This is a genomic window from Burkholderia sp. Ac-20379, assembly GCF_017104645.1.
Taxonomy (GTDB): Bacteria; Pseudomonadota; Gammaproteobacteria; order Burkholderiales; family Burkholderiaceae; genus Burkholderia.
Window position 1 is genome coordinate 1 of the sequence record NZ_JAAGPF010000180.1, and the last position, 14,706, is coordinate 14,706.

General features: G+C 70.1%; 15 protein-coding genes. 9 read left to right on the forward strand and 6 right to left on the reverse strand.

Going from position 1 to position 14,706, the window contains the following annotated elements:
- On the forward strand, window positions 1-764 hold a 764-nt coding region (locus G3N92_RS21195; protein WP_206129541.1), incomplete at its 5' end, for an ABC transporter permease.
- Window positions 761-1,519 carry an ABC transporter ATP-binding protein gene (locus G3N92_RS21200; protein ID WP_206129542.1) on the forward strand — a complete coding sequence of 253 codons (759 nt, stop codon included), beginning with the start codon at window positions 761-763 and terminating at the stop codon, window positions 1,517-1,519. The genes G3N92_RS21195 and G3N92_RS21200, both read left to right, overlap by 4 nt.
- Window positions 1,520-1,536: 17 nt before the next feature.
- Here the strand turns inward: G3N92_RS21200 and G3N92_RS21205 are convergent, their stop codons facing one another.
- From G3N92_RS21205 to G3N92_RS21215, 3 genes are all read right to left on the reverse strand, one after another.
- Complete coding sequence (locus tag G3N92_RS21205) at window positions 1,537-1,776, reverse strand: hypothetical protein (protein ID WP_206129543.1); 240 nt, start codon at window positions 1,774-1,776, stop codon at window positions 1,537-1,539.
- Window positions 1,777-1,780: 4 nt separating this feature from the next.
- Window positions 1,781-2,515, reverse strand: coding sequence for an ABC transporter substrate-binding protein (locus tag G3N92_RS21210; protein WP_206129544.1), 735 nt, complete (start codon window positions 2,513-2,515; stop codon window positions 1,781-1,783).
- A gap of 194 nt (window positions 2,516-2,709) precedes the next feature.
- Window positions 2,710-4,299, reverse strand: a complete 1,590-nt coding sequence (locus G3N92_RS21215; protein WP_206129545.1) for an IclR family transcriptional regulator C-terminal domain-containing protein — start codon at window positions 4,297-4,299, stop codon at window positions 2,710-2,712.
- Window positions 4,300-4,484: 185 nt separating this feature from the next.
- Here G3N92_RS21215 and G3N92_RS21220 point away from each other — a divergent pair, with 185 nt between their 5' ends.
- Both G3N92_RS21220 and G3N92_RS21225 read left to right on the forward strand, forming a co-directional pair.
- Complete coding sequence (locus tag G3N92_RS21220) at window positions 4,485-5,306, forward strand: ribonuclease activity regulator RraA (RefSeq protein WP_206129546.1); 822 nt, start codon at window positions 4,485-4,487, stop codon at window positions 5,304-5,306.
- 4 nt (window positions 5,307-5,310) lie between these two features.
- Window positions 5,311-6,180 (forward strand): hypothetical protein, encoded by an 870-nt coding sequence (locus G3N92_RS21225; RefSeq protein ID WP_206129547.1) that lies wholly within the window; start codon window positions 5,311-5,313, stop codon window positions 6,178-6,180.
- A 24-nt stretch (window positions 6,181-6,204) separates the two neighbouring features.
- On the opposite strand, the gene G3N92_RS21230 is transcribed toward G3N92_RS21225, so the two are convergent.
- From G3N92_RS21230 to G3N92_RS21240, 3 genes are all read right to left on the reverse strand, one after another.
- Entirely contained in the window at window positions 6,205-7,002 is a 798-nt protein-coding gene (locus tag G3N92_RS21230) for a helix-turn-helix transcriptional regulator (protein WP_206129548.1), read from the reverse strand.
- Between the two features lie 39 nt (window positions 7,003-7,041).
- Window positions 7,042-8,010: a LysR family transcriptional regulator gene (locus tag G3N92_RS21235; RefSeq protein WP_206129549.1), complete on the reverse strand. Its 969-nt coding sequence runs from the start codon at window positions 8,008-8,010 to the stop codon at window positions 7,042-7,044.
- 224 nt (window positions 8,011-8,234) lie between these two features.
- Window positions 8,235-9,134: a LysR substrate-binding domain-containing protein gene (locus tag G3N92_RS21240; RefSeq protein WP_206129550.1), complete on the reverse strand. Its 900-nt coding sequence runs from the start codon at window positions 9,132-9,134 to the stop codon at window positions 8,235-8,237.
- 151 nt (window positions 9,135-9,285) lie between these two features.
- Between G3N92_RS21240 and G3N92_RS21245 the strand changes: the two genes are divergently transcribed.
- The 5 genes from G3N92_RS21245 (at window position 9,286) to G3N92_RS21265 (ending at window position 14,514) form a co-directional block, all read left to right on the forward strand.
- Window positions 9,286-10,620 carry an FAD-binding oxidoreductase gene (locus tag G3N92_RS21245; RefSeq protein WP_206129551.1) on the forward strand — a complete coding sequence of 445 codons (1,335 nt, stop codon included), beginning with the start codon at window positions 9,286-9,288 and terminating at the stop codon, window positions 10,618-10,620.
- A 35-nt stretch (window positions 10,621-10,655) separates the two neighbouring features.
- Window positions 10,656-11,381: an amino acid ABC transporter ATP-binding protein gene (locus tag G3N92_RS21250; RefSeq protein WP_206129552.1), complete on the forward strand. Its 726-nt coding sequence runs from the start codon at window positions 10,656-10,658 to the stop codon at window positions 11,379-11,381.
- Between the two features lie 89 nt (window positions 11,382-11,470).
- A complete protein-coding gene (locus G3N92_RS21255; protein ID WP_206129553.1) occupies window positions 11,471-12,295 on the forward strand; it encodes a transporter substrate-binding domain-containing protein in 825 nt (274 codons plus the stop codon).
- Window positions 12,296-12,348: 53 nt separating this feature from the next.
- On the forward strand, window positions 12,349-13,125 hold the full coding sequence (locus tag G3N92_RS21260; RefSeq protein ID WP_206129554.1) for an amino acid ABC transporter permease: 777 nt from the start codon (window positions 12,349-12,351) through the stop codon (window positions 13,123-13,125).
- A 51-nt stretch (window positions 13,126-13,176) separates the two neighbouring features.
- Window positions 13,177-14,514, forward strand: coding sequence for an FAD-binding oxidoreductase (locus G3N92_RS21265; RefSeq protein ID WP_206129555.1), 1,338 nt, complete (start codon window positions 13,177-13,179; stop codon window positions 14,512-14,514).
- The last annotated feature ends 192 nt before the right edge of the window (window positions 14,515-14,706 follow it).

The following is a 14,706-nucleotide window of genomic DNA, read 5'->3' on the forward strand; positions in this document are numbered from 1 at the left end:
CCATCGCGCTGCCGTTCGCGGCGCTCGCGCTGGTGGAGCTCGCGGTGCGCGCCGGCTGGCTGCCCGATCACCTGGTGCCCGCGCCCAGCGAGATCCTCGCCTCGCTCGACCAGATGGGCCTGGCGCGCGTGCTGCGCCACGTGGGCGCGAGCAGCCTGCGCGTCGCGCTCGGCTTCGCGGCCGGCTCGGCGCTGGCGCTCGCGATCGGCGCGGCGATGGGCCTGAGCCGCCGCGTCGACGCGCTGCTCGAACCGAGCTTCCAGGCGCTGCGCTCGATCCCGTCGCTCGCGTGGGTGCCGGTGCTGCTGCTGTGGCTCGGCATCGACGAAGCGCCGAAGATCGTGCTGATCGCGATCGGCGCGTTCTTTCCCGTGCATCTGGCCGTGGTGGCCGGCATTCGCGGCGTGGACCGCAAGCTCGTCGAACTGGGCGCCGTCTATCGGCTCGGCGCGTTCGCGCTGTTCCGCCGGATCCTGCTGCCCGCCGCGCTGCCGCAGATCGTCACCGGCCTGCGCACCGGCCTGAGCCTCGCGTGGATGTTCATGGTGGCGGCCGAGCTGATCGCCGCCACGCGCGGGCTCGGCTTCCTGCTCAGCGACGGCCGCGAAACCGGCCGGCCCGACCTCGTGTTCGGCGCGATCCTGCTGCTCGCGCTGCTCGGCAAGCTGACCGACGGCGCGATGCGCCGCATCGAGACGCGCTGGCTGGCCTGGCGCGACAGCTTCGACCATGTCGACGGCGCGCCGCGCCGGGAGGCGCGATGAGCGCCGCCCCGCTGCTCGACGCGCGCGTGGCGCGCAAGCAATACGGCGCGCGCGCCGTGCTGGCCGACGTGCCGCTGCAGGTGGCGCGCGGCGAGATCGTCTGCGTGGTGGGCCCGAGCGGCTGCGGCAAGAGCACGCTGCTGCGGATCCTGGCCGGGCTCGACGCCGATTACCGCGGCAGCGTGCGGCTCGACGGCGTGGCGCTCGACGGCCCGTCCGCGCGCATCGGCGTGATCTTTCAGGAGCCGCGGCTGCTGCCGTGGCTGACGGTGGCCGACAACGTCGGCTTCGCGGCCGGGCCGCACGGCGGGCGCGCGCCCGAAGTGGCACGCTTGCTGGCCGAAGTCGGGCTGGACGGCTCGGCGGCGGCGTTGCCGGCCGCGCTGTCGGGCGGCATGGCGCAGCGCGCGGCGATCGCGCGCGGGCTGTTCGGGGAACCGGATCTGCTGCTGCTCGACGAGCCGTTCAGCGCCGTGGACGTGCTCACGCGCATGCGCCTGCAATCGCTGCTACTCGACGTCGTGCAGCGGCACGGCATGGCCGCCGTACTGGTCACGCACGATCTCGACGAAGCGCTGTATCTCGGCGACCGCGTGGTACTGCTGGCGGCCAACCCGGGGCGCGTGGAGGATGCGTTCGCGGTGGATCTGCCGCGCCCGCGCGACCGCCGCGGCCCGGCGCTGGCCGCATTGCGCGACCGCCTGCTCGGCGCATTCGAACGCTTTCAGGACGTCGGCGCGGCCAGCGTTGCCTGAAGCATGCGGCAGCGCGGCTAGGCGGCGCTGCCCGGCGGCAGCGGCCGCACCTCGCCGCGCGCCGGCGTGGCGTTTTCATGGAACAGATCGCCGAGATATTGCGCGAGTTCGTCCACCTCGATGAACGACGGGATCTCGAAATCGGCGCGCCGCCGCTTGCCGTCCGCGCCCAGATCGAACGCACGCCACGCGCCGTCCTGCCGGACGATCGCGACCTGCCGGCCGAACACGTCGAACGCGTAGGCGGGTTCGCGCATGGCGTCACGCCAGCGGCGCGACCGCCGCGCCCTGAATGCCGTGACGCGCCAGCGCCTGCGCGACGAAGCCCGAGCGCTTGCGCGCTTCCACGAACTGCCCCAGCGCCTCGGCCGCGCGTTCGCCGCGCGCCCGCGCCACGCCCATCGCCTGCCGGATCACCATGAAGCGCTCGTCGAGCAGACGCACGCCGGACAGATGCGCCGCGTCGGCCTCCAGTTGCTGCTTCACGCCCGCCGCGACTTCGAGATCCTGATCGACGAACGCCTGCACCACGGCCGGCGAAGTGGGCGCGCGCACGATCTGCGCGGCCTTCAGCTCGCGCGTGAGGAACAGGTCGTAGGCGCTGCCCTGCCCGACCGCCACGCGATGCTGCGCGCGATCGACATCGGCGTTGGTGCGGATCGGCGAGGCGTCGCGCACCAGATACCAGCCCTCGATCAGCACGTACGGCTCGGTGAACGCGATCGTCTCGCCGCGTTTCGGATCGACGGCGAAGAAGCCGAAATCGGCACGCCCGTCGCTCACGGCCTCGACCGACTTGCCGGCCGCGTCGAACACCACGAGTTCGAGCGGCACGCCGAGTTCCGCCGCGAACGCGCGCGCCAGATCGACGGACACGCCGACCGGTTCGCCCGTGGCCGCATCGCGGTTCGCGAGGATCGGGTTGCCGAGGTTGATGGAGGCGCGCACGGCGCCGGTGGGCGCGAAGGCGGTCACGAGATCGGAATCGAAGGGCATGGCGGTGTCGGGCGTGAAGGGAATGGAGTGACCGAGGCGGCTTGGGCAACGCCGCGCGGCCAAGCTTCGGGCAACCTGCGCTCGGGCCGGATTTCGACGGCCGCGCGCGCCTCGAACCGTTCGATTCTGCCATCGGCGCGCGCGACGCGCATCGGGTTTGTGCGGGGCAAGCACGCCGGCCCCGCGCGCCCCGTTCACCGCATCCGGAAGCTGAACACGCGCCCCGACAACGGCGCTTTTTTCAACACGTCGAGCGGCACCGGCTGCCGCGCCGTGGTGACGAACACGGTGCGCCCGTCCGCGCCGCCGATGGCGATGCCGGTCGGGCACGGCACCGGCAACGGCACGGTCTGGTCGAGATTGCCGTCCGCCGCGAACCGCATCACGCTCCAGCCGTCGCGCAACGCTACCCACACGCCGCCGTCAGCATCGACGTCGAGCCCGCTCAGCACGCCCGAACTCTTCGGAATCCTCGCGAACGTGCGCACGCTCCTGCTGGCCGGATCGAACTGAAGGATGTCGCCGGTATCCGCCGCGATGCCGAACAGCAGGCCCGCGCCGGGCGCCCAGCGCAGGCACGCGACCTCGTGATTGGCGAGCCAGCGCATCGTCAGCGAACCGTCCTCGTCGAGCACGCCGATCTCGCACTTGCCGCCCTGCGCGCTGGCCGCCCACACCTCGCCGTTCGCGCCCGTGCAGGCCGCCAGCAGCACGCGGTCGCTGTCGGGCGGCGGCTGCCGGCGCTTGCCCTCGGCCACCACGCTGCCGCCCTCGTGAAACACGCGCGTGGCTTGCGGCGTGACGAGCAGGCAGCGGATCGGATGCGGAATCGGAATACGCTGCTCGCCCGCCTCCCCCTCGGCCTCGCTCGACACGCGCAACGCCGGCGCAACGGTATCGGCCCAGATCAGCGCCTGCCGCTGTGCGCTCCACACCGGATGCGCACCGTACAGCGCCGCGCCCGCGGCAGTAGGCACGGCCGCTTCGTCGTCGCCGCCCGCGGCGCTGCGCAGCGGCGCGAGCGAGGCGCCGATATGGCGCGCCGCCGCGACGATCTCCGGCCCCAGCAATTCGAGGCGCGCGTGCGTGAGCCGATAAGCCGGCCCCGCCACGCTGATCGCGCCGCGCACCTGCCCGAGCGCATCGACGATGGCCGCGCCGACGCAGCGCGTGCCGGGCACGTTCTCCTCGTCGTCGATCGCATAGCCGCGGCTCGCCACCACGCGCAGCTCGGCGAGCAGGCGTCGGCGATCGGTGATGGTCAGCGAGGTGAGCGCCTTGAGCCGGATCGCCGCGACGATCGCGTCGCGTTCGGCCTTCGGCAGCGCGGCGAGGATCGCCTTGCCCTGGCTGGTCGCGTACACCGGCTTGCGATGACCGTGCGAGGTGCGCGAGCCGAGCGTGTGCGGGCTGTCGAAGCGTTCGAGCGAGACGACGTCCAGGCCTTCGAGCGCCCCCACGTACGACGTCTCGCCGGTCAGGTCGCGCAGCGCGCGCAACTCGTGCGACGCGGCCGACACCAGATCCGGTTGCGCATACACCTGTCGTGCCATTTCGAGGCAGCGAAACCCGAGGCAATAGACGTGCCGTGCCGGATCGTGACGCACGAGGCCGCGCGCGTTGAGCGTGGCGAGAATGCGATAGAGCGTGGTGCGCGGCAGCGCCACGCGTTCGGCGAGCGCCTGCTGGCTGATGCCCTCGGCGCGGGCGCCGATCGCATCGAGGACGTCGATCGCCTTTTCGAGCGAGGCGGTGCCTTCGCCGCGGTTGCTTCGGGTGCTCATCGGCATGCGTCTCATCATCTGGAACAGCGCTCACTGTACGGCATTCACGGCACCCCGTGACGGGTTTTTCGCGGCGGATTTATGTGGGATATTGCCTCCCGCCGAGCGTTCGGTTTCGAGCTGCCTCCCCACGGAGACGCGGCTCGCGCCCGCACGCCATCTCTCCATTCGATCAGGAATCCGACATGAATCATCCCGACGCCCTGCGGCCGTCCAACGCGCGCCAGCCGACCCTCGGCGAACTGAGCGAACGCAGCAACACGCACTACGTGCCGGACGCGGTGCTCGAACGTCTCGCGAAGGTATCGAGCGGCACGCTGACCACGCAGTTGTTCAAGCGCGGCTACGCGCAACCGGTCATGGTGGGCGTCAAGCCGCTGAACAAGGCGCTCAAGCCGTTCGCCGGCCGCGCCTACACGATGCGCTTCATCCCGGCGCGCGAGCACGTGGACACCGTCGCGACCGTCACCACCGAACCGAACCCGGACAACCTCCAGTGGTTCGGCGTCGAGCAGGTGCAAGACGGCGACGTGCTCGTGATCGACAGCCGCGGCGACACGCGCGGCGCGGCGATGGGCGACGTGCTGGTCAAGCGCATGATGCTGCGCGGCGCGGCCGCCGTGGTGACCGACGGCGCGTTCCGCGACGGCGACGAGATCGGCGAGATGGCGATCCCTTGCTGGAGCCAGGCAGTGACCGCCACCTCGCGCCTTGCGTTCCATCACGTCGCGGATTTGCAGGTGCCGATCGGCTGCGCGGGCGTGGCCGTCTATCCGGGCGACATCATCCACGGCGACCGCAACAACGTGACTGTGATTCCGGCGCATCTGGCCGCCGAGCTGGCCGACGTGTGCGAGGCACAGGACGACATCGAGCATTACATCGCACTGCGAATCGGTGCGGGCGATGCGCTGTGGGGTGTGTTTCCGGCCGACGAGACGACACGCGAGCAGTATCGCCAGTGGGTGGCCGACGGCCGCCCCGCCATCGCCCAGCGCACGGAGTAAGCTCATGGCCGCCACGCCTGCCTCGGCCTACGCCACCGCCCCGGTCATCCCGAGTGCGCCGCGCACGCTTACGACCTTCGACACGACAGAGCACGTCGACGCGCAGGGCTGCCCATTTTGGGTACTGCGCACTGCCCATTTCGGGCTGGTCATGACACGGATCGAAGGGCACGCCCTCTTCGACGTGCGCCACGTCGAAGAGGCGATGGTGGTCGCGCCCGCGAGCCTGCGCGTGACGATCGCGGCCGGCGGCGAGCGGCTCGACAGCCGCGGCGACACGCTGTTCATCCTGCCGCCTGGCGCCGGCACGATCGAGGCCCAGGGCAGCGGACATCTCGCGCGCATCGTCGGCGCGCAGGACTTGGCCGCGTTCGACCATGCGATCAACGCCGGCGATTACATCCGGGCCGCCTCCGGCGTGCGTGCGTTCGAGGCCTGGCCCGCGCCGCGCGACGGCTACCGGCTGCGCCGCTACGCGCTCGACGCATACGCGGATCCGACGCTGCCCGGCCGCGCGTTCCGCTGCACCAACCTGATGGTCAACATCACCGACGTGTATCCGGGCAAGCGCGACAGCCGCAAGCTCAAGCCGCATTCGCACGACGATTTCGAGCAGATCACGCTGACGTACGCGGGACGTTTCGCGCATCACCTGCGCACGCCGTGGGGCGCGGATTCGACCCGCTGGCAGCCCGACGAGCATCTCGAGGTCGGCAGCCCGGCCGCGCTCGCGCTGCCGGCCGGGCTGGTCCACACGAGCCAGGCGCTGGAAGCAGGCTGCTGGCTGGTGGACATCTTCGGGCCGCCGCGCCTGGATTTCTCGCTGATGCCCGGCTTCGTGCGCAACGACGGCGAGTACCCGCTGCCCGAATGAGCCGCGCCGCCGCCCCCCGCGATCTCACTCGCGCGCCCGGCGCGGCAAATAATGCCCCGGCGTGCGCCCGAGCGCGTTCTTGAACATCGTGATGAACGCGTTGACCGATTCGTAGCCGAGCTCGGCCGCCACGCGCTGCACGGGCATGCCGGCCGACAGCTTCTGGATCGCCGTCACGATATGCAGCTGGCGGCGCCAGCGGCCGAACGTCATGCCGGTTTCGGCCAGCACCAGCCGCGCCAGCGTGCGCTCGCTGAGCGCCACCTGCCGCGCCCACTCGCCCACCGTCGCGCGGTTCGCCGGATCCTTGACGAGCGCCGTGGCGATCCTGCGCAACTGCCGCTTCGGCGGCATCGGCACATGCAGGTGCTCGACCGGCATCGAGCCGAGCTGTTCGAGCAGCACGCCGGCCACGCGGCCGGTGGCGCTGTCGGCTTCGTAATCGTGCGGATGCGCCGCCAGATAGGCGATCAACTCGCGGATCAACGGCGGAATCGCGAACGTGCAGCAGGCGTCGGGCATGCGCGCCGCGCCCGGCTCGACGAACAGCAGCGCGATCTCGCCGTCGTCCGCCACGCGGTTGCTGTGCGGCATGCCGCCCGGAATCCACACGCCGCAGCCATGCGGCACCACCCACACGCCGCGCTCGACCAGGCAGGTCACGAAGCCGCGCCGCGCGATCACGAGCTGGCCGCGCCGGTGGCGGTGAAACGGCTGCTCGATCTCGTTGTCGCGCACGTCCACCTGCATCGCCACGGCGCTCGCCGTGTAGTTGTCCGGATCGAAACCGGCCGGAAGCTGCGCGTAACCGGGCCGCTTCATCGCGCCGCGACGGCCGGTGAGCGACGCGCGCCGCTGCGCTCAGGCATGCGTGGCGACCGTCTCGGGGCCGCGGAGGTCGCCGCGCAGCGCCTCGGCGTCCTGCGCGAGCCGCGCCGAGAGCCGCTCGGGCAGGAAATCGAGCCACGCGTTCAGCGGCGCATTGAGCGCGCGGTGCGGCGTGCTGGCGATGTCCACGCTCATCGGCGCCATCGTGTAGCCGGGCAGCAGGCGGCGCAGCGTGCCGTTGCGCAGGCCGTTCAGCGCGAACGACGCCGGCAGCAGGCCGATGCCCATGCCCTCGCGGATCGCCACCGTCATCGAATCGGCCACGTTGATCACGAACGGATAGCGGTCGAACTGCACGCGCTCGACGCCGGCCGGCCCGTCGAAGCGCCATTCGATCGCCGGGATGCCCGGCGCGCGCAGTTGCAGGCACGCGTGATCGCGCAGATCGGACGGCCGCTCGGGCGTGCCGTGCGCGTCGAGATAGGACGGCGCGGCGCAGACGATGCAGGCGATCTCGCCGAGCCGCTCGGTGCCGGGGCTCGGTTCGGGCAGCACGTTCGAGACGATGAACGCGCAGTCGTGCATTTCGTCGAGCGCGTCCACCGGCTGCTGGGCCAGCGTCAGGTCGATCTTCACGCGCGGAAAGCTGCGCGCGAATTCGGCGATCAGCGGCACCAGGTAGTGCGTGCCGAAGCTCGTCATCGAGTGGATCCGCAGCGGGCCTTCGGGGATCGGCGCGCGCTGCCCGGTCAGCAGTTCGGCCTCGGCGAATTCGAGGTCGGCCAGGATCTTGCGGCAATGCACCAGGTAGCGTTCGCCCGCCTCGGTCAGCGACATGCGCCGCGTATTGCGGTGCAGCAGCCGCGTGCTCAGGTGCTGCTCCAGATCGGAGATGGCGCGCGACACCTGCCCGGTGGACGTGCGCAACGCCGTGGCGGCCGCCGTGAAGCTGCCGGTTTCGGCCACCCGAACAAAGACGCCCATGTTCTGCGTCGTATTCATCCCCGTTCCCGATGCGAATGTGATGAGCGGCAGTATCGCACCGGGCGGGACGGGCGGCGCAAAGCATGACTGTTTTTAGGGATATGTTGACCGGCTATCCGTATCGCGGCGCGGCATCGCGGTGCGAGGTAGCGGTTCGGTGCCGGCTCCGCATCGACTCCGATAGGCATCCGCAGCATGTCGCGAGGCGCATTCGTCAGTCGATTGAAGCGGCCGCCGCGCCGCTAGCGCAGCCCCTTCGCGATCCGCTTCATGCGCGCATGCGCCATCGCCAGGAACGCGCGCACCACCGGCTTCTCCTGCTGCCACTCCGGGCACACCGTGAAGCCGCGAAACACGATGTCCTGCGAGAACGGCCGGAACACGATGCGCGCCGGGTTGGCGTCCTCCACCGCGAGCGGATTGACGATGCCGATGCCGAGCCCGCGCGAGACCAGCGCGCAGATGGTCGCGCCGTACGGCGTCTCGATCGACGCCACCTGATCGACGCGGCCCTGGCGCAGCACGCGATCGACGGCCGCGCGCGTATCGTCGGCGTACGACGGCAGGATCAGCCGCTCGCCGCGCAGGTCGGCCGCCACGATGCGTTTGCGCGACGCCAGCGCATGCCCGGCGGGCAGCGCGCACAGGCCGGGCAGCCGGTACAGATCGGTGCTGATCACGCCGACCACGTCGGGCGTGGTGGTGGAGAAGCCGATGTCGCAATTCGACGACGAGGCCCAGCGCTGGATCGTGCCTTCGCTGCGCATTTCGAGCGACACCGCCACGCGCGGGTGCTCGGCCAGGAAATCCTCGATCACGCCGGGCAGGAACGACAGCGCCATGACCGGCGCCGCCACCAGCCGCAGCCGCCCGCTGCCGAGCTCGCCGATCTCGCGCGCGGCCTGCACCAGCTTCTCCAGCCCGACGAAGCTGCGCTCGACCTCGTGATAGAACGCGGTGCCCGCATCGGTCGCGCGGATCCGCCCGCCCTGCCGCACGAACAGCGCCAGCCCGGTGGCCGCCTCCAGTTCGGAGATCAGCCGGCTCACGCTCGGCTGCGAGGTGCCCATCTCGTCGGCGGCGGCCGTCATGGAGCCGCGCAACATCACCAGCCGGAACGCCTCGATCTGCCGTTGATTCATGCCACGTCTCCCGTCGGCCCGATGCCGAAGACTTCGGATTCCCGATCAGATTGCCATATCAAAAATGAATGGAAGGTGTTTTTGTCGCTATTTGACCGGATGCTCGGCGCAAACCTAGACTGGTTCCAACTTCCGCACTCCGGGAAATCCGATGCGCCCCGACGACCTGCTGTTTCATGACGCGTTCCGCATTGCGCCTTACTGGTGGGACGCCGCGCCACCCGAGACGGATCGCTCGGCGCTGCCCGCCTCGGTCGATCTGCTGATCGTGGGCAGCGGCTACTGCGGCCTGTCGGCGGCGGCCGAAGCGGCGGGCCACGGCCTCGCCACGGCGGTGATCGATGCCGAGGAACTGGGCGCGGGCGGCAGCACGCGCAGCGGCGGCATGGTGTCGAGCGGCCAGAAGCTCGCGCTGACCAACGCGATCCGCGGCGTGTCGGCCGAGCGCCTGCAACGGCTGATGGCCGAATCGATCGCGAGCTTCGATTTCCTCAAGCAGCTGGTGGCCGGCGAACGGCTCGACGCCGATCTGCACATCAGCGGCCGCTTCTTCGGCGCCTACACCGCGCAGCACTTCGAGACGCTGCGCGCGCAGGGCGAACTGCTGCGCGAGAAGACCGGCGTGACCGTGCATGTGATCTCGCGCGACGAACAGCGCGCGCTGGTGGGCACCGATTACTACTACGGCGGCATCCTGATCGACGAATACGGCGGCCTGCACACCGCCAAGTACCACCGCGCGCTGCGCGAGCTGGCGCGCCGCCGCGGCGCGACGCTGCACTCGCACGCCGCCGCGCGGAAGATCGAGCGCACCGGCGGCAACGGCCCTGCGCGCTTTCGCGTGCACACCGCGCGCGGCACGATCCTGGCCGGCCGCGTGCTGGTGGCGACCAACGGCTACACGGGCGACCTGCTGCCGTTCCTCGCGCGCCGCGTGCTGCCGGTGGCCAGCTACCAGATCGCCACCGAGCCGCTGCCGCCGGGCCTGATGGACGTGCTGAATCCGGGCCGCCGGATGGTCAGCGATTCGAAACGCAACCTGTTCTACACGCGCCCGTCGCCGGACGGCACGCGCATCCTGTTCGGCTCGCGCCCGGCGATCCGCGAGCTCGACGAACGCGACGCCGCGCGCCGGCTCCACGCGAAGCTGGCGACGCTGTGGCCCGCGCTGCGCGACGTGCGCCTCACGCACGCCTGGAAGGGCTTCGTGGCGATGACCAACGACCGTCTCGCGCATCTGGGCGAGGCCGACGGCATCCACTACGCGGTCGGTTGCAACGGCAACGGCGTGGCGCTGATGACGTGGCTCGGCCAGCGCATCGCGCGGCGCATCGTCGGCGCGGCGGCCGAGGCCGGCCCGTTCGCCGAGGGCGGTTTTCCGCTCGATCCGGCGTCGATGGCCCGCCCGCTCGCGGTGCCGGTGGGCGCGGCGCTGTACGAATTCAACGATTACTGGAGCGGCCGCCAGCGCGCCGCCCTCGCCTGATTCCCTTTTTCCGTTCGCATTCGCAGGAGTGAGCCATGATCACGTTGCGCAAGGTCTCGAAATGGTATGGCGAACACCGCGTGCTCGACGACTGCTCGGCCAGCATCGCACGCGGCGAGGTGGTGGTGATCTGCGGCCCGTCGGGTTCCGGCAAATCCACGCTGATCAAGTCGATCAACGGGCTGGAATCGATCCAGCAGGGCGAGATCGAGATCGACGGCCGCACCGTGGGCGGCAGCGCCGCGCAACTGAGCGCGCTGCGCGCCACGGTCGGCATGGTGTTTCAGCACTTCGAACTGTTTCCGCACCTGACGGTGCGCGAGAACCTCGAACTGGCGCAGGTCAAGGTGCTCCGCCGCCGCCGCGACGAAGCGGCCGAGCGGGCACGCACGCTGCTGCGCCGCGTGGGCCTGCATGCGCATGAGGATCGCTTCCCGTCGCAGCTTTCCGGCGGCCAGCAACAGCGCGTTGCGATCGCACGCGCGCTGTCGATGGATCCGATCGCGATGCTGTTCGACGAGCCGACCTCCGCGCTCGATCCCGAGATGGTGCACGAAGTGCTCGACGTGATGACCGAACTGGCGCGCGAAGGCATGACGATGCTGTGCGTGACCCACGAGATGGGCTTCGCGCGGCGCGTGGCTGACCGCATCCTGTTCATGGATCGCGGCGCGATCGTCGAGGACGACACGAGCGAGGCGTTCTTCGCGCAGCCCCGTTCCGAGCGCGCCCGGGATTTCCTGTCGCGCATCCTGCATTGACCCGGGCCGCATCCGGCCCGCCGTTCGGTTTTGGTTGTTTGCCCTCGCGTTTCACCGTTGCGTTCACCCCGAGAAGAAGGAGTTCCGCCATGCGCTTCCGCCAGTTCCTCCGTGCCGTCGCCTTCGCCGTGCCGCTGTCCCTGTCCCTCGGCGCCGCCGCGCCGGCCTTCGCCGACGATTACGGCACCCTGAGCCCGGGCCAGCTGATCGCCGGCGTGGACGCCAACAACAAGCCGTATTCGTACGTCGACAACGGCAAGATGACGGGCTTCGACGTCGAGCTGCTGCGCGCGATCGCCGCCCGCCTCGGCCTGAAGGCGGAATTCCGCGCGCAGGATTTCGCCGGCATGCTGCCGGGCGTGGCGAACCGCCAGCTCGACGTGGCCGCCGGCTCGATCTCGATCACCACCGACCGCCTGAAGATGGTCGATTTCTCCGAAGGCTATCTGACGGGCCTGCTCAGCGTCGCGACGCTGCCGGGCAGCGCGATCAGCGCCGATGTGGCCTCCGTGAAGGGCAAGCGGATCGGCGTGATCCAGGGCACCATCGAGGACACCTATTCGGATACCTACATTCCGGGCGCGCAGATCGTGCGCTTCCCGAACCTGAACGCCGGCTTCCTGCAACTGCGCTCGAAGTACATCGAGGGCTTCTTCATCGACAAGACGCTGGCGGTGGGGCTGCAGGAGAAATACCCACAGATGAAGCTGCAGGACAAGCTCGACATCTCGGCGGTGAACCTGCCGGCCGGCTTCCCGATCCGCAAGGGCAACACCAAGCTCGAGACGGCGATCAACAAGTCGATCGAGGCGCTGGTGGCCGACGGCACCTGGCTGAAGCTCTACAAGCAGTTCAACCCGACCTACCCGACGCCGGCCAGCCTGCCCCCGTACGCCATGAAGACGGGCGGCTGATCGCCGTCGCCTGACTGCCCACCCGGCCCCGCCACTTTCACGAGGAGTCCATCATGCAGGCATTCATCGAGAACTTTCTCGACTGGCAGTTGCTGCTGTCGTCGCTGCCTTCGCTGCTCTACACCGGTCTCGTCAACACGCTCGTGCTGTCGGTGTTCTCGACGCTGCTCGGGATCGTCGCGGGGCTGTTTCTCGCGCTGCTGCTGGTGTCGCCGACGCGCTGGCTGACGGTGCCGGCGCGCATCTACGTGGACGTGTTCCGCGGCCTGCCCGCCGCGCTCGTGATCCTCGTGGTGGGCCAGGGCCTCGCGCCGGTCGGGCTGGCGCTGTTCGGGCCGAACCCGTATCCGCTCGCGATCGTCGCGCTCGCGCTGATCTCGTCGGCCTATATCGCCGAGATCTTCCGCTCGGGCATCCAGAGCGTCGGGCGCGGCCAGCTTTACGCGTGCCAGGCGCTCGGCATGACGTACTGGGCCGCGATGCGCTACGTGATCGTGCCGCAAGGCATCCGCCGCATCCTGCCGGCGCTCGCGAACCAGTTCATCTCGATCGTCAAGGATTCGAGCCTCGTGTATTTCCTCGGCCTGCTGACCTCGCAGCGCGACCTGTTCACGATCGGCCAGAACAGCGCCGTCAACACCGCGAACCTGTCGCCGCTGGTGGCGGCCGGCGCCGTGTATCTGCTGATCACGGTGCCGCTCACGCATGCGATCAACCATATCGACCGCTGGACCAACCGCCACGCCAATCCGAACGCGCAATCGGGCCGCAAGGCCGGCGTGCGCCGCGCGGTGGCGGCGGCCGTTTCGCGCGTCGTGCCGCGTCATTGAACCTCATCCATCACTTGCCTTAGTTCCGCTCATCAGGAGACCAACACCGACATGGGACCGACAGTCGACACAGTAGCCAGCGATACCCGAGTGCCCGCGCAAGCGGACGTGGTGGTGATCGGCGGCGGCATCATCGGCGTCAGCACGGCGCTGGCGCTCGCGGACAAGGGCGTGTCCGTGGCCCTGTGCGAGAAAGGCCATATCGCCGGCGAGCAGTCGAGCCGCAACTGGGGCTGGGTACGCGTCACGCGGCGCGACCCGCGCGAGCTGAACCTGGCGATCGAGAGCCTGAAGATCTGGCGCACGCTCGACGAGAAGATCGGCGCCGATACCGGCTTCCGTCAATGCGGCATCCTCTATATGTCGGAGGACGAAGCGGCCATCGCGGATCATCGCGACTGGCTGCGCCGCGCGCGCGACGAGGCCGGCGACACGTTCGACACGCGCGAAGTGCGCGCGGCCGAGATCGATGCGCTGCTGCCCGGCTCGTCGGTGCGCTACAAGGGCGGCCTGTACACGCCGAGCGATGCGCGCGCCGAGCCGCAGAAGGCCGCGCCGGCCATCGCCAACGCGCTGCGCAAGCGCGGCGTGTCGATCCTCACGCCGTGCGCGGCGCGCGGCATCGAAACGAGCGGCGGGCGCGTCAGCGCGGTGGTGACCGAACACGGCACGATCCGCTGCTCGGCCGTGGTGGTGGCGGGCGGCGCGTGGACCCGCTACTTCTGCGGCAGCCTCGACATCGAACTGCCGCAACTGCTGGTGCGCGCCTCCGTGATGCGCACCGAGCCGCTCGCGGGCGGCCCCGAGATCAGCGCCAGCAACAAACATTTCGCGTTTCGCAAGCGCTACGACGGCGGCTACACGATCGCGGCCGGCTTTCGCACCTGGACCGACCTCACGCCCGACGCGTTCAAGCTGTTCTTCAAGTACATCGAAGCGTTGAAGAGCCAGGGCGGCGCGATGCGGATCGGCATCGGCCAGCGCTTTTTCGACGAGCTGCGCCGCCCGCGCCGCTGGGCGCTCGACCGGCCGACCGAATTCGAGCGCGTGCGCACGCTCGATCCGGAGCCGATCGCGCGCTACGTCGATCCGGGGCTGGCCGAATTCAAGCGCGTGTTTCCGCACCTGAGCGGCGCGCGCATCGCGCAGCGCTGGGCCGGCTACATGGACGTGACGCCCGACGCGATTCCCGTGATCGCGCCGGTCGAGCGGATTCCGGGCGTGTTCATCGGCACCGGCTTCTCGGGGCACGGCTTCGGCATCGGCCCCGGCGCGGGGCGGCTGATGGCCGACCTGGTGGCCAACGACACGCCGCTGGTCGATCCGCGTGCGTTCCGGCTCACGCGCTTTTCCGACGGCACGAAGATCGTGATCGACGCCGGTTTCTAGGCACAGGAGGCATTCCGCGATGAACAAGGTGGCAATGATTTCCGGCGGCAACCGCGGCATCGGCTTCGCGATCGCCGACGAGCTGCGGCGGCGCGGCTACCGGCTGTCGATCGGCGTGCGCGAGCCGTCGAGCGTGGCCGCGGCCTGGCCCGACGCGCGCGCCGACGACCCGAACCTGCTGGCCGCGCGCTA